The sequence below is a fragment of the Bacteroidota bacterium genome (assembly GCA_018831055.1).
GTDB lineage: Bacteria > Bacteroidota > Bacteroidia > Bacteroidales > B18-G4 > M55B132.
Map to the genome: position 1 here is coordinate 1 of JAHJRE010000168.1, position 18,258 is coordinate 18,258.

The window sequence follows — 18,258 nt, forward strand, 5'->3', positions numbered from 1 at the left end:
ACTCGAAATGATCGATGCCGGAGCAGAAGACATAACTATTGAAGACAATTTCATCACAGTAACCACTGCAATGGAAGATTTCGGGCCGGTACTCAAAAAGCTGGAACAGATGAAAGTGGAACCGGAAAATGCCGAATTACAGAGAATTTCAAAAGATACCGTAAAGCTTGACAAAGACAGCGGGCAGAAAATTCTCAGGGTTATTGAAGTTTTTGAGGAAGATGATGATGTACAGAACGTCTTTCATAATCTCGAGATTACCGATGAAATGATGGACCAATTTTGATGAAATCACCTTGCCGGCAAAATACCATAAACTAATTGCTGCATCTGGGATTGTAGTCCTTTTTGCAGCATTTTTATTTCTCAGTTTTAACCGCCATTCAAGGCACGAGCATTTTTCGTGGAAATCAGAGATTTATGCAGATAAAGCCGGATATTACATTTTTCTTCCGGCTACTTTTATTTATGGATACAACCCGGTATCATATCCTGATTCTATTGATCATAAGGCAGGAAGAGGCTTCAGGTTAGATTATGCTGAAGGTAAAGTTTTTACAAAGTATCCTTATGGTGTCGCTTTGTTACAAACACCATTTTTCCTGTTTACTCATATAATTGCCAAACCATTGGGTTATGCTGATGATGGATTTTCCATTATTTATCATAAGATGGTAAATGTGGCATCCTCATTCTATCTTTTAGCCGGTTTGCTTTTCCTGTATACTTTTCTGAGAAGGTATGCGGATAAACTCACTGTGATACTTTCTCTTGCAGTGATTACACTTGGCACCAACCTTTATTACTATGGACTGGAAGATACCGGCATGTCGCACGTATATTCATTCTTTGCTTTCTCCGGGGCATTATTTTTCTTTTCTGCCTGGAAGGGCAGCCAATACACTTCCACGAGGAAACTCGCTTTGTTTGCGGTATTTTCAGGACTAATAATTGCGTTGCGGCATATAAATGTGATTTTTTTGATCATGCTCTTCTTTTTTGACCTGAGTTCGGTAACAGAATTCCGGATTAGGTTTCAGAAATTCTTCCTGAGTAAAAATTTCTTTATTTTCCTGGGTATTATTCTAGTATTCATCATCCCTCAAGCAATTTATAACTATTACCTCAAAGGAGAAATTTTAACCTATCTCTATGATGGGGAAGGATTTACGAATTGGAAAAACCCTAAAATCATCGAGCTGTGGTTTTCCCCACAAAATGGTCTTTTTATCTACAATCCTGTATTATTACTTCTATTTGCAGGGATGGTTGTAATGTTCCTGCAAAAAACACCAAACCGTTGGCTACTGGTAATTCTTTTCCTGCTGATTTCCTATGTTTTCAGTTCGTGGCATATGTGGTGGTATGGATGTGGTTTTGGGGCACGAACTTTTGTTGATTACTATCCCATATTAATAATACCTGTTGTCATATTGATCAAAAATATCAACCTACTTAAAACCCATTTTTGGGTAGGAGTTTTTTGGGTCATAGTGGGAATAATGATCGTCTATAATCTGATCATGTTTTACAACTATTCAAAATGCTGGTTTTGGGGTGATTGGGACTGGAACATGCTGGTAAAAATGTTTAACGGGGAATTAAAGTGAGATCAAGGAGAATTAAGGTTTGAACTGGGAGCAGGTTGCAAGGTACAGGGGGCTGGGGGCTGGGGACTGGGGACTGGGGGCTTGGGGCTTGGGGCTTGGGGGTATGGGGCTTGGGGGTTGGGGGTATGGAGTGAGGGTTTATTTGTTAAACGATGGATGGTAAAAAATATAATACAATTTATAATAAGTTTAAATAAATATCCATTATGTGATTGAGGCAGACGTTGAGTTTGCCATGAATATAACGACTTATAATTAAATAGCTTAGCTCTCCCAAATAACTAGTATACGAAGAAATAATAAAGGGTTGGAAGATTTTGCCAATCCAAAAAAAATTGTAAATTTGGTCTGGTTAACAAATTAACTGTTAATTATTTAACAATCCAAAACCCAGACCAATTCTATGAAAAACAAAATCACTTTACTGGCTTTCCTGGTATTTTTTAGTATGATGACAATAGCACAGGAACCGGCTAAATTCGGCATTGAATTCAGCGGATTTGTTAAAACGGATATTTTCTGGGATTCCAGGCAAACGGTTTCCATCAGGGATGGTCATTTCCTGTTGTATCCCAAGAATGAGTTGCTTGATCCGGAAGGCAATGACATCAATGCCAAGTCAAGTTTTAATATTTTATCGATACAGACCCGATTAACAGGAAAGATTACCGGGCCTGATGCTTTGGGAGCCAAAACTTCCGGATTAATCGAAGGAGCATTCTTCGGCCATTCAGATGGCGACATAAACGGATTCAGATTACGTCATGCTTTCATTAAGCTCAACTGGCCCAAAACCGAATTACTTGTTGGGCAGTATTGGCATCCGATGTTTATTACATCCTCATTCCCGGAGGTAATTTCCTTCAACACAGGGGCACCATTCCAACCCTTTTCCAGGAATCCGCAAATCAGATTGACTCAACAGATTGGGAAATTCAGGGTAATAGGAGCCGTATTATCACAAATAGATTTCAAAGATGCAGGTCCTCCGATGGTAAAAGGTGTACCCACAGCAAGTACTTCATATCTCAGAAATTCGGCAATACCTGAATTGAGTCTTCGATTTGAGTTTTCCAACCGTAATGAAAAACGAGGTTGTGAGTTGCTTGCCGGTATTGGAGGCGATTATAAGATACTTACCCCAACGCTTGTCAGCGACAGTGGCTACAAAACCGACCAGACAGTAAATGGCTATGCGGCAATGTTTTATACAAAATGGAAAAGCAAGCCATTGACTGTAAAACTGGAAGCAGTATACGGACAAATGTTTTACAGTCTTACAATGCTGGGGGGTTATGCAGTGGAAGACATTTCAGATCCTGTAAGAGGCTACGTTGATTACCAGCCCATCAATACGTTATCGTTATGGACAGATATTAACACCAATGGAAAGAAATGGCAGGTAGGGTTATTTGGAGGATATACCAAAAACCTGGGATCGGATTCGAAACTGATAGGTCCTTATTACAGCAGGGGGTCAAACATTGCATATATCTATCGAATTTCTCCGCGATTCATATACAATTCGGGAAAATTCCGCTTTGCACCTGAGTTGGAATACACAGTAGCCGCTTACGGTAAGACCGGAGAAAAAGGGATGGTTGAGAATTCCAAAGAAGTTGGTAATTTCAGGATCCTGATAGGAGTATTTTATTTCTTTTAAAAACCATAAACCATATCTAATAAAAACAGTATTAAATCAATATCCAATTCAAAACATTAAAACTTATGACAAACAAGATTTCCAGTTTTGCGGAGTATTTTCAGAAATATCAGGAAAGTGTTAACGATCCTGAAGGTTTCTGGGGAAAAATTGCGGAAGATTACCAATGGCGAAAGAAATGGGACAAGGTTCTTGATTGGACTTTCACGGGCCCAACTGCACCAGATGTTAAATGGTTCGTTAACGGTAAGTTGAATATAACAGAAAATATTTTTGAGCGTCACTTACCGGCCAGGAAGGATCAGGTAGCGCTTCTCTGGGAACCCAACGACCCAAAGGAAGAAGTTGTAAAGCTCACGTATGGAGAGCTTTTCGACAAGGTAAAGCAATTTGCCAATGCGTTACTTAAGATGGGGATCAAGAAAGGTGACAGGGTAGCTATCTATCTGCCCATGATTCCTGAGCTTCCCATAGCCATGCTGGCTTGTGCACGTATCGGAGCCATACACTCCATTGTATTTGCCGGCTTTTCAGCCAATTCGCTGGCCGACAGGATCATTGATGCAGAGAGTAATCTCGTGATCACTTCTGACGGAGCACACCGCGGAGCCAAGAGCATAGGACTGAAAAGCATTGTTGATGAAGCATTGAAGACCTGCCCGACTGTTAAGAACGTGATTGTATACAAAAGGACGGGAGATCCCGTAATCATGCAGGAAGGCCGAGATATTTGGTGGGATGATGCTATTGCCGGGGTTGGCACCGACAATACAGCGGAAGAAATGGATACGGAAGAACCATTGTTTGTCCTTTACACATCAGGATCTACAGGAAAACCCAAAGGCGTACTCCACACAATCGGCGGATACATGGTATTTGCCGAGTATACTTTCAAAAACGTATTTCAGTACAACGAAGGAGACATTTACTGGTGTACTGCCGATATCGGTTGGGTGACAGGACACAGTTATATTGTATACGGACCATTGCTGGCAGGTGCAACATCAGTTATGTTTGAAGGTGTGCCTACTTACCCTGATGCAGGAAGGTTTTGGGAAGTTGTCAACAAGCACAAAGTAAATGAGTTTTACACAGCTCCCACAGCAATCCGTGCTTTGATTGCACAGGGCAATGAATTCGTTACCCGTCACGATCTTAGTTCATTAAAGGTATTGGGTACTGTTGGGGAGCCCATCAATGAAGAAGCCTGGAGATGGTATCACGACATTGTAGGCAAAGGAAAGTGTCCTATCGTTGATACATGGTGGCAGACCGAAACCGGGGGCATCCTGATTTCGCCTTTAGCCGGAATCACACCAACCAAACCATCTTTTGCAACTCTGCCATTACCCGGAGTACAGCCGATTCTGGTAGACAATGAAGGTAACATACTGAATGGTAATAATGTAGAAGGCAACCTTTGTATCAAATTCCCATGGCCGGGAATGATCCGCACAACCTATGGAGATCATGAACGTTGCCGGATGACCTATTTCAGCACTTACAAAGGATTATATTTCACGGGTGACGGAGCCAAGAGGGACGAAGAAGGATACTATCGTATACTAGGGCGAGTTGACGATGTTATCAATGTATCCGGTCACCGCCTGGGAACAGCCGAAATTGAAGACGCAATCAACCAGCACCCGAAGATCGTTGAATCGGCCGTTGTAGGCTATCCGCATGAGATCAAGGGACAGGGTATCTATGCTTATATTACCTGTGATGAATTATCAGACGATGAGTTGAACAGCATTGAAAACGAAGTGAGGGATGTTGTTAACAAGTTCATCGGACCAATAGCCAAACCTGATAAGATCCAGATCGTAAGTGGTCTTCCCAAGACACGTTCAGGGAAAATTATGCGCAGGATCCTGCGTAAGATCGGGGAAGGAGATGCCACTAATTTGGGTGATACTTCGACATTACTTGACCCCGGTGTGGTTGAAGAAATCATCAGCGGAGCCAAAGTTCAGGTTAAACGCTAAGACTTTTCCTATCGGAAACAGAACATTCCGCCGCATGGCGGAATGTCTGTTTCTTTGTATTTAAACCTAAATCAAAAATCATGGAAAATAAAAAAGTTATGAATCGCTGGCTGGTAGTAGTCGGGGCGATCATGATACAATTGGCGCTTGGAGCCATTTATGCATGGTCGGTTTTCACACCAAAGCTGACGGATGCTAGTGGAGAATACCAGTTTACTGCAGGACAGGCAGCCTGGATTTTTTCCGCGGGGCTTTTCTTTTTCGCTCTTGTAATGATCTGGGCAGGGAGAAAGCTGAGTACTTTTGGACCCCGTAAATTAGCACTTTCGGGCGGTATTGTTCTGGGTTTGGGGTACGTACTTGCAGGTTTTTTCGGGAATAGCTTTATTACTCAGCTGATTTTTATAGGAATTATTGGAGGTTCGGGTATTGGACTGGCTTATGTTGTGCCTATTGCTGTAGGTGTAAAATGGTTCCCGGATAAAAAAGGGATGTTAACAGGATTGGCTGTTGCAGGATTTGGTTTCGGAGCTACCATCTGGGTAAAATGGGCAGGATCATGGGGAGGAGGATTACTAAATGAATTGCAGATTGCAGGATTAGATGGTGTACGTAGTGTATTCCTGCTTTATGGTATTATTTTTGCCGCGATGGTTTTCCTGGGTAGTCTTGTGATGAAAGATCCACCGGAAGGTTGGCTTCCCAAAGGGTATACACCTCCCCCGCCTAATACGTCGAAAGCTACAGGGCTGCTTAATTTCAATCCGGGAGAAGTTTTAAAAACTCCCCAATTCTACATGATATTTATAACCTTCGTTTTTTCTGCTCTGGCAGGTTTAATGGTAATATACTGCATCAAGCTGTTTGGGATCGATGCCCTTACTTTCAGTAAACTAGGCACACTTGACCCATCAAATCCGGAGTTCCTGGCCACCAAAGAGTGGGCAAGCGTTACTGCCGGAACTGCAATGGCTGTATATGCTATTCTCAATGGATTAGGCAGGATTATTTGGGGAACCGTTTCTGATAAAATCGGCCGAAAACTTGCTATTTTCCTGATGTGTCTCCTGCAGGGAATTGTGATGCTATTTTTATTCAATCTTGGTTCAACAGTCGGTGGACTTATTTTTGCTGCCGCAGTGATTGGATTTAACTTTGGAGGGAATTTCGCATTATTTCCAGCTGCAACAGCAGATTTCTTTGGAAATAAAACTGTTGGAAAGAATTATGGCTTGGTTTTCTTTGCTTATGGTATTGCAGGAATTGTAGGGCCGCAACTTGCAGGTGTTTTCAAAGATGCAGCAAAAACAGCCACAGAGCCTTCTGCCTGGATTACACCTTTTGTCATTGCAGGTATTGCATGTATTTTAGGTGCGATAATCATTGTTTTGGCAAAGCCTCCGAAAAAGGCTTAACAGTATTCATCAAATATTCAAACCCGTTTAGTCATCACTGAGCGGGTTTTTTTATTCACCAAAATTTAATGTTAATTTTATAACAATAAAGCAGATGTTTTATACTTTTGCACCATCGAAAGAAAAATCAAAGCTTTCTTACTGATTATTAATACATTTACATTAAAAAACATATCACGATGCCAATCAGGACACTTAACAAGATCTTCAAGCCTCAGAGAATTGCTATTGTTGGAGTATCCAGCAATGAGCAGAATGTTGGAAACATTGCATTAAAGAACCTTGTCAGCGGTGGGTTCAACGGAGTTGTTTATCCTATTAACCCTAAGTATGAAGCGGTTATGGGAATACAATGTTATCCCGATATTAAGAGTCTTCCCAAAGCACCGGATCTGGTAGTAATCTGTACAGGAGCAAAAACTGTCCCCGGAATCATCAAGGAATGTGGTGAGGCCGGAGTATTGGGTATTATCATCATGTCGGCAGGATTTAAGGAATCGGGGGATGAGGGTCGGCAACTGGAAGAGCAGGTCAAGGCAGAAGTGAGAAAATATCCGGGAATGCGGGTAATTGGGCCAAACTGTTTGGGTATTATAGTACCCGGTCATAAAATGAATGTCAGTTTTGCAGCAGCCATGCCCAAGAAAGGGAATGTTGCATTCATTTCACAATCGGGAGCGTTGTGCACATCAGCGCTTGATTGGGCATTGGAGCAAAACGTAGGGTTTTCTTATTTTGTTTCCATTGGTAATACCATGGATATAGGATTTGGTGATCTTATCGATTATTTCGGGCAGGACCCGAATACCAAATCCATTGTTTTATATATTGAATCCATTGCAAAAGGCAGGGAGTTCATGACAGCGGCGCGTGCTTTTGCGCGTAAGAAACCCATTATCGTTTATAAGGCAGGGCGATTTCCTGAATCAGCAAAAGCGGCTGCATCTCATACAGGGGCGATGGCATCGGAAGACAATGTTTATGATGCGGCATTTGAGAGAGCAGGTGTAGCAAGAGTTTACGATATCGGGGATATTTTCGACTTCACGGATCTAATTGCCCGCAGAAGCATTCCTAAGGGCAGTCACCTTGCTATTGTGACCAATGCCGGAGGACCTGGTGTAATGGCTACTGACACACTGATCAGTTATGGAGGCAAGCTAGTGGAATTCACTGATGAGACCATGAACAAGCTGAATGCAGCCTTACCTCCTTTCTGGTCGCACGGCAACCCGGTAGACGTAATCGGGGATGCCCCCCCTGAAAGGCTTGCAAAAGCGACGGAAATAGTCCTGGAAGATCCAAACGTAGATGCAGTACTGGTAATTCTCACACCACAGGCTATGACCGAACCGACGGAAACCGCTCATGCCATCACCAAACTTGCTGAACATACAACCAAGCCTATCATGGCTGCCTGGTTGGGAGGAAAGAGCATGCGTGAAGGCATGCAGGTTTTCAACGCTAAAAACATTGCAGTATATCAAACACCGGAACAGGCTATACGAGCCTACATGACCCTTGTGAGGTATTCCAGGAATCTTGAGATTCTGTTCCAAACTCCAAAAGATATTCCGGTAAGCTTTGAACTCGACCGGAACAAAGTAAGGAAAGAGTTTGAAAAAATGCATTTTACAAAAGAAGAAATATTATCGGAAGATATCAGTAAAAAGCTTATAGCAGCCTACGGTATTCCAACCACTCAGCCTATCGCAGCACATTCTGCCCTGGAAGCTGCCGATATAGCCAATAAGATAGGATACCCCGTGGTAATCAAGATCCTTTCACCCGATATCACCCACAAGAGTGATATGGGCGGGGTTGCACTAAATATAAAGGATGAAAATACGGTATGGATCACATATAAAAATATGACAGAATCCATCCGTAGCAGAATGCCGGAGGCCAGAATTGAAGGAGTTACGGTTCAGCCGATGTTTAATTCGAAGGATGCTATTGAACTGATCCTTGGAATCAAGAAAGACCCCATTTTCGGAACAGCCATGTTAGTGGGTATGGGAGGAACAGCTGCCGAATTATTTAAAGACCGAACACTTGGCTTTCCCCCTCTTAATGAGCGTCTTGCCAGAAGAATGCTTGAGAATCTCAAGATATATCCATTACTCAAAGGTTACAGGGGAGACAAACGCAAGAATATCGACAAACTGATTGAAGTCATGATCCGTTTGTCATACCTGGCTGCTGATTACCCGGAAATCAATGAGCTTGATATCAACCCGTTACTTGTCACACCAGAAGATGTTATTGCTTTGGATGCCCGTATAATCATCGATAAGGACCTTGTTGGCAAGAAATTAACTCCATACTCCCATCTGATCCTTCACCCCTATCCGGAAATTTATGTAAAAAAGTTCAAACTCAACGATGGGTCACCGGTTCTTTTCAGACCGATAAAGCCGGAAGACGAGCCCATGTGGCTTGAGTTATTGGGAAGCTGCTCCAAGGAATCCATTTATTCAAGATTCAGATATAATTTCCATTACGACTCCCACGAGATTGCAACCCAGTTCTGTTATATTGACTATTCAAGGGAAATAGGCATCGTAGCAGAAATTGAAAAGGAAGGGAAGCGTCAGTTAATCGGGGTTGGGCGTTTAATTTCAGACCCGGATCATGAGACAGTTGAATACGCAATTTTGATTACAGATGCCTACCAGAAAAAAGAGTTGGGAACCATGCTTACATCTTATTGCGTAGACATAGCCAGGAGTCTGGATCTCAAACGAATGGTTGCTGAGACAACCAAGGATAACCTTCCAATGATCTCAGTATTTAAAAAGCTCCATTTTGATGTAATTTTCAATTCCGACAGCACGGTCAGTGTGATCAAGGATCTCACCAAGCCAGAGGTCGAAGAAGTAAAACAATAGATCAGAGCTTTTCAATCACATCACACAGGGTGAGGAAGATATCATCAATGCTTCCCACCCCATTGACTTTATTAACAATTCCTTTACCGCTGTAATAATCCAGGAGGGGTTCTGTTTGTTCCCGATAAACAGACATCCTGTTACGAATGACATCTTCTGTATCATCGCTTCTGCCCTCAAGCTGAGCACGTTTCAGAAGACGTCCCACAATTTCTTCTTCATCAACCTCCAGGGCAACAACACCGGAGATATTTGATTTCATTTCAGTCATCAGAATGTCGAGATCTTTTGCTTGTGGAATGGTACGTGGAAATCCGTCGAAAATAAATCCATTGCGGTCTTTAATTTTATCCATGGCATTCCTGAGCAGATCGATCAGAAGTTCATCGGGGACCAGTTCTCCTTTTTCAATTATTGTTTTCACTTTAATCCCAAGCGGGGTCTGGTTTTTAATCTCATACCTGAAAATATCCCCTGTAGAGATATGCGCCAGATTAAATTTCTCAGCAATCATAGCCGATTGAGTCCCTTTTCCTGAACCGGGAGGACCAAACAGAATAATATTCATCATATGAATTTTAAGTTTAGGATTTAAAAAGCTGAATATAACAAATATAATCATAAACGTGAATCCCAGGCAGGAATAATTAGTAATTTTGCCGTGTTTTGAACACGTAAGCAGCGGTTTGGATTTAACATTTGCCGAAATTCCCAATTTAGCAGGATGAGCATGCAAAGTTCACAAACAGCCGGTTTCCTGGGAAATCATTTCCAGCACACAGAACCTTTGCCATTATGGCAAAGTGGGTGGGAATTTCCCGACTGGATTTTCTATGTAATACTTTTTTCCCTTGTTATCCTTGGTTTTATTCAGGTTTTTTACCCTAAGAGGTTCCGCTTGATCCTGAGAGCAGTATTTACCAGGAATTCAGCCAACCAGTTGAACAGGGAAGGAGACGTTTTCAGAGAAAGGATTGGCTTTGGTTTATTCATAATCAGTCTGCTTAGTATCAGCACTTTTGTCTTCATCCTGTTTTGGTTTTTTACCAAAATCTCTTTGCACATGAGTGCTGCGCGTTTATTTATTTCCATAAGCATTCTGGTTTTTTTAATCTGGGGTATAAAATTTCTTATTACCAATATCCTGGGGGATATTTTTCATACGCGCTCCAACGCTAAGGCCATTCAGTTAAGTAATTTTCTCATCCATATTTTTTCCGGTTTGCTAATGCTATTGTTTTTATTTCCCATTCTTTATGTAAATCCGGAGAGATTTATTTACATTGCCCTGATCGGCTTGCTTATTCTATTTATTATCAAGATTATAAGAGGATTTATTATAGGGTCTTCGGGCTCGGGGTTTAGTTTGTTACATTTATTTTTATATCTTTGCACCCTCGAAATTCTGCCATATATTCTGTTAATTAAATTTGGATTGGATTTCATGGAAAGTTTATAGTTTTTGCTGATGCCCAACATTTTAAGTCTCAGGTACCATGAAAATTAAAAATATACTTGTTTCCCAGCCCAAACCGGTAGATATTGAAAAATCGCCATATGGTGAGTTAACAAGGAAATATAATGTCAACATTGACTTTCACAAGTTCATCAAGATAGAAGGCATTCCTGCCAAGGAATTCAGGAAAGAGAGGATTAATATACTGGACCACAGTGCGGTGATTTTCACCAGCCGAAATGCTGTTGATCATTTTTTCAGGATTTGCAAAGAAATGCGCATAGAAGTGCCGGACACCATGAAATACTTCTGTATTTCAGAGGCAACTGCATTTTATCTTCAGAAATACGTACAATACAGAAAAAGAAAGATTTTCTTCGGGAAGCAAAGCATTGAGCAACTGGTAGATTTAGTAAAAAAACACAAGGAAGAGAAGTTCCTCTTGCCATGTTCAGAAATTCACAAGCAGAGCATTTCCGATCAGTTGGAAAGCAACAACATCAATTACCAGAAGGCTATCATTTACAAAACTCTGGCAAATGACCTTTCCGGCATACCTATTAGTGATTATGACATGTTGATCTTCTTCAGTCCATCCGGAGTTAAGTCCCTTTTTATCAATTTTCCTGAATTCAAGCAAAACTCAACACTTATTGGTGCCTTTGGGGCCACCACTTCCAAAGCAGTTAAGGATGCAGGTTTAGTCCTGAACATTGAAGCTCCAACCAAGACCGCTCCATCCATGACCATGGCAATAGACCAATACATTGAGAAAAACAGCAAAAAGAAATAGGTTGTTAGCCTTAAATTCCTCATTACCATTATTCAATGGCTTACGGCCAAAAGCTTTTCAATCGTTTAAAAAGCAGGAAAGACTGACAGGAAAGAAGGCCATTGATCAGATATTCAAGACTGGCTCTACATTTCTGCACTACCCTTTTAAAGTCATTTGGACAACCTGTCAAAACGTGGAATCGCGTTATCCGGCGAGGGTTCTCATCGGGGTATCGAAGAAATATCACCGGAGAGCAACAGATAGAAACCGGATAAAACGAAGAATTAGAGAAGCCTACAGGAAGAACAAATCACCTTTTTATGATTTTTTAACACGCAGGGAAAAACAATGCTCCTTAGTTTTGCTTTATATCTCAAAAGAAACATTTACTTTTATAGAAACGGAGAAGAAAATATCGGAAATACTTATCCGTTTGCAACAACAGATCAGATAGATAAAACATAAACGAATCAAAGAGCGATGAATAAGAAACAATTTTCCAGGTTATCCTTTATGCTGTTTTTCTTTTGGATGGCCTTAATGCTTAATGCGCAGAACAACAACTTTGAAATATCCAAAAACCTTGACATATTCACCACACTTTTCAAAGAGCTGAACGTCAACTATGTTGACGATATTTCAGCCGGAGATTTAATGGAAAGCGGCATAGAGGCCATGTTGGAAGATCTGGATCCTTATACAGTTTATATTCCCGAATCCAGGGTTGAGGATTACAAGCTAATTACAACAGGGCAATACGGAGGAATAGGCTCCCTGATCCACAAGCAGGGTGATTACGTTGTAATTTCAGAGCCCTATGAAAACTACCCTGCTCAGAAATCAGGATTAAAGGCCGGGGATATGATCACAGCCATCAACGGTGAGTCAGCCAAGGGAAAGAATTCTGATGAGGTGAGTGAAATCCTGAAAGGGCAACCAGGAACATCTATATCTATTACTATTCAGCGACCGGGCGAAGAAGAAACGAGGACTTTTGATATTGCCAGAGAAAAAATCACCATTGATAACATTCCATATTTCGGGATTGTGGATGAGAATATCGGATACATCAAGCTCACCGGCTTCACGCAAACTGCAGGCAATGATGTAAGAAAGGCATTACAGGAGCTTGAGCAATCACAGGAATTGAAGGGACTTATTCTTGATCTGAGGGGTAATGGCGGGGGTTTATTGCAGGAAGCGGTTAATGTGACCAATATTTTCATTGATAAAGGAGAACTTGTTGTAAGCACGAAAGGTAAGCTACCCGATAAAAACCAGGAGCATCGTACACGTTTCGCACCGGTAGACAAGGATATCCCGTTGGTTGTTTTGGTTAACCGGGCCAGTGCTTCCGCTTCAGAAATTGTTGCAGGAGCCATTCAGGATCTCGACCGAGGGGTGATCATAGGGCAGCGTACTTTCGGAAAGGGATTGGTGCAAAATGTGATACCACTCAGCTATAATTCTCAGGCAAAGATAACCGTTGCGAAGTATTACATCCCAAGTGGGCGTTGTATTCAGGCCATCGATTACAGTCATAAGGATGGTAACGGTGACTATGGCAAAATTCCCGACTCATTGATCAATGAATTCAAAACCGCCAATGGCCGTCTTGTTTATGATGGAGGGGGGATTGTTCCGGATGTTAAATTGAAAGCACAAAAGTTTACAGATATTGCCAATAGCCTGTATACCAAGTTTATCATCTTTAATTTTGCAACTGAATATGCCTCCAGGCATCCTGAGATAGAAAATCCTGAAAACTATGAACTCAGCGATGCAGTTTTCGACGAATTCAGGGAATATATCAAGGATAAAGATTATGAATATACTACTGCCAGTGAAAAGCTTTTAACAGACCTAAAAAAAGCGGCGGAAAAGGATAACTACTTTGACGCGATCAAGGAGCAATACGAAGAACTGGAAGCAGCGCTGAAGCATAACAAGGATGAAGACCTGCTCACTCATCGGGATCAGGTAGAGGAGTTATTAAGAGTTGAGATTGTCAGCCGCTATTATTACCAGAAAGGTAAAATTATCTCCGCGCTGAAAAACGATCCTGAATTATCAGAAGCCGTGGCAGTATTGAAGGATCAGGCAAAATACAAGTCCATCCTCGACGGCACGTTTAAACCGGAGGATATTGCGCTGGATAACGAAGAAGAATAACCCATTGAATATGAGAAAGACTATTATTCCTTTACTGATCCTGTTTTTCGCCCTGACAGCTTTTAAACAGGACAAACCGGCATACCGGATATTCGGGCCTGACGGGAAAAAGCTTAAATATAAAGATCTCCTTGAACAAGCATCCAAAGCGGATATTATACTTTTCGGGGAACTCCACAACAATCCCATTTGTCATTGGTTACAGTTGGAACTTACACGCGACCTCTATGCAGAAGCAGGTTCAAAGCTTATTCTGGGTGCGGAGATGTTTGAGACTGACGATCAGCTCATCCTGGATGAATATTTAAAAGGGATTATTCCATCGAAGAATTTTGAGAACGAAGCCAAGCTCTGGCCGAACTATGATACCGATTATAGTCCTCTTGTTGATTTTGCAAGGGATAATGAATTGAGTTTCATAGCAACCAATATTCCCCGCCGTTATGCTGCAGTAGTACATCGTAAAGGATTTGAAGGTCTTGACAGCCTGAGTGCAGAAGCCCAAAAACTGTTACCTCCCCTTCCTGTACCATACGATCCTGAACTCAAAGGATACCGGTCGATGATGGAGATGATGGGAGGTATGGGAGGGCATGCCAATGCCAACCTACCCAAAGCACAAGCCATTAAAGATGCTACCATGGCGTATAATATTGTGATTAACATGGGTGAGGGCAGCATCTTTGTGCATTATAACGGAACGTACCATTCTCAAAACTATGAAGGTATAGTCTGGTATCTTAAACAAAGCAATCCTGAACTTTCCATTCTTACCATAGCCAGTGCTGAGCAGGATAGCATTGAAGAGCTCCAGGAAGAAAACCATGAACTGGCAGACTTTATCCTCTGCATTCCTTCCGGGATGACAAAAACCCATTGATGAATGTTATCCAAAGGGCAGGTCAGTTTCATCCGCTCACTCAGGACCGGAAAATACAGGGAAGAGCATCAATCTTTTTCGGCCGAAGGTCCAAAGCTGGCAGAGGAGATTCTCAGCAGCAATCTGGAAATTCAAGGTATCTATGCACTTGAATCCTGGGTAGTTGCGCACCCTGAAATCCTGAGGCAATTTCAAGGCAAGTTGACCATTATCAGCTCTCAGGAACTGACAAAGATCAGTAACCTTACCACGCCCAACGAGGTTATCGTTGTTGCGGGGATTCCAACACGGGACATTAAGAAAGAAGAATTGTGCAATGGCATAAGTATTTTACTCGATGACATTAGGGATCCGGGGAATCTGGGGACCATCATACGATTAGCCGACTGGTTCGGAATTGAAAGGATCATTTGCTCAAAACAAACGGTAGATATGTACAATCCGAAAGTAGTTCAATCTTCGATGGGATCGATAACCAGAGTAAATGTTTATTATGAGGAACTCCGGGAGATTATAGAAAGCAATAAGGGGAAGATAAGGGTTTATTCTGCGGTAATGGACGGCAGAAACATTTATACCACAGATATTCAAGACAATGCGTTCATTGTTATCGGGAATGAATCCCATGGCATTTCTGATGAAATAGCATTGCTATCGGATGAAAAGATTTCAATACCTTTCTTTCGGCAGGGTGCGGAATCTCTGAATGCTTCGGTTGCTGCTGCAATTGTAATTTCCGAGTTCAAAAGGAAAAGTTATATTTGCGCAACAAATCCTGAATGAATTTGTTCCAATCATTAAAAAGAGGATTTCATGGCACTTAAACTCATTCTTATTTCCGTAATACTAATAGGAATCGCACTTCTTGGCATTGCCATAAAAATGTTCCTGAAAAAGGGAGGGGAATTCAAGAAATCCTGTTCCAGTGTTGATCCTGCTACAGGCAAGCGAATTGGGTGTACCTGTGGTGCCGGTGACGGGGGATCATCCTGTGAGAACAAGCCCCATAACCACCATCATTAATCCATCAGGAATTTTTCAAATCCAGGTGTATATTCGGTTCTGAAATTTCCTTCCGGATCGGAATAAATAAAGAATGCTTCCAGGTCGTTATTGTATTTCAGGAAGTCCAGGGATTTCTCCAGACCCATGACCATAAAAGCCGTAGCGTATGCATCTGCTGTAGCGCAATTCCCGGCAACCACCGACACACTTAAAAGAGAATGAAAAGCGGGGTAACCGGTTTGTGGGTCGATGGTATGGGAATAACGAACCCCGTTGCGTACAAAGAATTTCCTATAGCTACCGCTGGTGGCTACGGCTTTATTATGAAGCTTCAGTTTTACCTGTAAGGATCGCTCATCCTCAGCCGATTCCGAAGGCTGTTCAATACCTACGATCCAAGGTTCATTGTCTGGTTTATTACCTTTTGCTAAAACTTCCCCTCCAACATCGACAAGATAGTTATCAATACCATAGGATTCGAGGCAGGCTCCTATGAGGTCGACGGAGTATCCCTGGGCGATGGCATTAAAATCAACGGAGACACCCGGAAAAGATTTGTAAAGAAATCCCTTTTCGAGGGATATTTTCTCGTATCCGACAAAGCGTTTGAGGCTATCAATAACATTACTGTCGGGGTCTATGCCTTTTTTAAATCCAAAACCCCAGGCATTGACCAGGGGGCCAACAGTATAATCAAAAGACCCACCGGTTTTTACTGCAATGTCATTCGACAGGCGGAAAAGTTGTCGAATTACAGTATCAGCCTCAGCTCCTGAATCGCTTTCATTAATAATCGATATGACAGAACCAGGCTCCCACAAGGAAGCTGAGAGGTCGAACGAATGGAGCAGGGAATCCAATTCAGGTTGGAGGTTTCTGCCCTGGCTATCGAAATAGGTGACAGCATAGTAAGTCCCCTGGGCTTCGCCTATGAATCCGATTTTCTTTTCAGGTTTGCATGAACCCAATACGAAAACAATGCATATCAGTAAAATAGAGGAGTTTCTCATAATTCCGTTTATTAAAAAGTCCCGTGTTAAACGGGACTTCAAATATACATTAACCTCCAAAATCATCAAAAGCGATCATCTCAGGTGGGACGCCGTAGTCATCGAGCATTTTCAGTACGGCATCGTTCATCATAGGTGGGCCGCAGATGTAATATTCAATATCTTCCGGCTCGGGATGGTTTTTGAGGTACTCATCCATAACCACCTGGTGGATAAATCCTATGGGGCCTTTCCAGTTATCTTCGGGTTTGGGTTCTGAAAGGGCGATATTAAATTTAAAATTGGGGGAATTCTTTTCAATTTCCTGGAATTCTTCGACATAGAATAATTCCCTCATAGAGCGTCCGCCATACCAGAAAGTAGCTTTTCGTTTGGTTCTTTGTGTTTTAAACTGATCAAAGATATGAGATCTCATGGGGGCCATACCGGCGCCTCCGCCGATAAACATCATTTCGCGTTGAGTATCCTTAATAAAGAATTCGCCATACGGACCGGAGATCGTAACTTTATCACCCGGTTTTCTGGAGAAAATGAAGGATGAAGCTATACCAGGGTTTACTTTCATAAAACCACCGGTTTTACGGTCAAACGGAGGAGTAGCAATCCTCACATTCAGCATGATAATATTGCCTTCGGCGGGTTGATTGGCCATGGAATAGGCTCTGAAGATGGGTTCTGGGTTCTTCATTTTCAGGTCCCACATTTTATATTTATCCCATTCATCACGGTATTCTTCTTCCACCACCATATCTTTGAAATCAACCTCGCATTTGGGGATATCGATTTGAATATACCCTCCCGATTTGAATTCCAGGTTCTCCCCTTCCGGCAGTTTCACTACAAACTCCTTAATAAATGTGGCCACATTGTGATTTGAAACCACCTCACATTCCCATTTTTTAATACCAAAAATTTCAGGATGGACGTGGATTTTCATATCTTCCCTGACTTTAACCTGGCAACCCAGTCGCCAGTTATTCTGGATTTCCTTACGTGTGAAGTATCCTACTTCTGTAGGAAGAATACTTCCGCCACCTTCCTGAACCTGACATTTACACATGGCACAGGTACCGCCACCGCCGCAGGCAGAAGGGAGAAATATCCCTTTGTTGGAAAGTGTTGAAAGTAAACTGGACCCAGGATCCACTTCCAGATCTTTATCATCGTTAATAACGATATGCACTTTACCCTGTGGGGTTAGTTTTTTCCTGGCATACAACAGGATACCGACCAACAGGATAAGGATCACCATAAAAACAATTATGCTTGATACAACTATGGTTCCAATGCTGACAGAAAGTAACATCGCGTAATGGTTTAATGAAGAACTAAAGTTTAATACCCATAAACATCATAAAAGCTATCCCCATAAGTCCGGTAATAATAAACGTTA

16 protein-coding genes are annotated in these 18,258 nt (G+C 41.9%); 13 read left to right on the forward strand and 3 right to left on the reverse strand.

Annotated features, from left to right (window positions below):
* The 6 genes from KKA81_10910 to KKA81_10935 all read left to right on the forward strand — a co-directional run.
* The coding region (locus KKA81_10910; protein MBU2651434.1) for a YebC/PmpR family DNA-binding transcriptional regulator at positions 1 to 286 on the forward strand (286 nt) is incomplete at its 5' end.
* 10 nt (positions 287 to 296) lie between these two features.
* Positions 297 to 1,610, forward strand: coding sequence for a hypothetical protein (locus KKA81_10915; GenBank protein MBU2651435.1), 1,314 nt, complete (start codon positions 297 to 299; stop codon positions 1,608 to 1,610).
* Between the two features lie 403 nt (positions 1,611 to 2,013).
* On the forward strand, positions 2,014 to 3,273 hold the full coding sequence (locus tag KKA81_10920) for a hypothetical protein (GenBank protein ID MBU2651436.1): 1,260 nt from the start codon (positions 2,014 to 2,016) through the stop codon (positions 3,271 to 3,273).
* A gap of 65 nt (positions 3,274 to 3,338) precedes the next feature.
* On the forward strand, positions 3,339 to 5,261 hold the full coding sequence (acs, locus tag KKA81_10925) for an acetate--CoA ligase (GenBank protein MBU2651437.1): 1,923 nt from the start codon (positions 3,339 to 3,341) through the stop codon (positions 5,259 to 5,261).
* Between the two features lie 80 nt (positions 5,262 to 5,341).
* On the forward strand, positions 5,342 to 6,676 hold the full coding sequence (locus tag KKA81_10930; GenBank protein MBU2651438.1) for an OFA family MFS transporter: 1,335 nt from the start codon (positions 5,342 to 5,344) through the stop codon (positions 6,674 to 6,676).
* Between the two features lie 179 nt (positions 6,677 to 6,855).
* Positions 6,856 to 9,567, forward strand: a complete 2,712-nt coding sequence (locus tag KKA81_10935; GenBank protein MBU2651439.1) for a GNAT family N-acetyltransferase — start codon at positions 6,856 to 6,858, stop codon at positions 9,565 to 9,567.
* Between the two features lies 1 nt (position 9,568).
* Here the strand turns inward: KKA81_10935 and KKA81_10940 are convergent, their stop codons facing one another.
* On the reverse strand, positions 9,569 to 10,138 hold the full coding sequence (locus KKA81_10940) for an adenylate kinase (GenBank protein ID MBU2651440.1): 570 nt from the start codon (positions 10,136 to 10,138) through the stop codon (positions 9,569 to 9,571).
* Between the two features lie 153 nt (positions 10,139 to 10,291).
* On the opposite strand from KKA81_10940, the gene KKA81_10945 reads away from it, so the two are divergent.
* From KKA81_10945 to KKA81_10975, 7 genes are read left to right on the forward strand one after another with little or no spacing between them, the layout of a single operon-like run.
* Positions 10,292 to 11,026 (forward strand): DUF4271 domain-containing protein, encoded by a 735-nt coding sequence (locus KKA81_10945; GenBank protein MBU2651441.1) that lies wholly within the window; start codon positions 10,292 to 10,294, stop codon positions 11,024 to 11,026.
* Positions 11,027 to 11,063: 37 nt separating this feature from the next.
* Entirely contained in the window at positions 11,064 to 11,816 is a 753-nt protein-coding gene (locus KKA81_10950) for a uroporphyrinogen-III synthase (protein MBU2651442.1), read from the forward strand.
* Position 11,817: 1 nt separating this feature from the next.
* On the forward strand, positions 11,818 to 12,252 hold the full coding sequence (rnpA, locus tag KKA81_10955) for a ribonuclease P protein component (GenBank protein ID MBU2651443.1): 435 nt from the start codon (positions 11,818 to 11,820) through the stop codon (positions 12,250 to 12,252).
* A gap of 26 nt (positions 12,253 to 12,278) precedes the next feature.
* Entirely contained in the window at positions 12,279 to 13,970 is a 1,692-nt protein-coding gene (locus KKA81_10960) for a S41 family peptidase (GenBank protein ID MBU2651444.1), read from the forward strand.
* Between the two features lie 10 nt (positions 13,971 to 13,980).
* Positions 13,981 to 14,850 carry a ChaN family lipoprotein gene (locus KKA81_10965; protein ID MBU2651445.1) on the forward strand — a complete coding sequence of 290 codons (870 nt, stop codon included), beginning with the start codon at positions 13,981 to 13,983 and terminating at the stop codon, positions 14,848 to 14,850.
* A 3-nt stretch (positions 14,851 to 14,853) separates the two neighbouring features.
* Entirely contained in the window at positions 14,854 to 15,633 is a 780-nt protein-coding gene (locus tag KKA81_10970; GenBank protein ID MBU2651446.1) for an RNA methyltransferase, read from the forward strand.
* A gap of 30 nt (positions 15,634 to 15,663) precedes the next feature.
* Positions 15,664 to 15,873, forward strand: a complete 210-nt coding sequence (locus tag KKA81_10975; protein MBU2651447.1) for a membrane or secreted protein — start codon at positions 15,664 to 15,666, stop codon at positions 15,871 to 15,873.
* Here the strand turns inward: KKA81_10975 and KKA81_10980 are convergent.
* Both KKA81_10980 and nqrF read right to left on the reverse strand, forming a co-directional pair.
* Positions 15,870 to 16,865, reverse strand: a complete 996-nt coding sequence (locus tag KKA81_10980; GenBank protein MBU2651448.1) for an FAD:protein FMN transferase — start codon at positions 16,863 to 16,865, stop codon at positions 15,870 to 15,872. The two genes, KKA81_10975 and KKA81_10980, sit on opposite strands and share 4 nt — an antisense overlap.
* 49 nt (positions 16,866 to 16,914) lie before the next feature.
* Positions 16,915 to 18,153: an NADH:ubiquinone reductase (Na(+)-transporting) subunit F gene (gene nqrF, locus KKA81_10985; protein MBU2651449.1), complete on the reverse strand. Its 1,239-nt coding sequence runs from the start codon at positions 18,151 to 18,153 to the stop codon at positions 16,915 to 16,917.
* Positions 18,154 to 18,258: the final 105 nt, after the last annotated feature.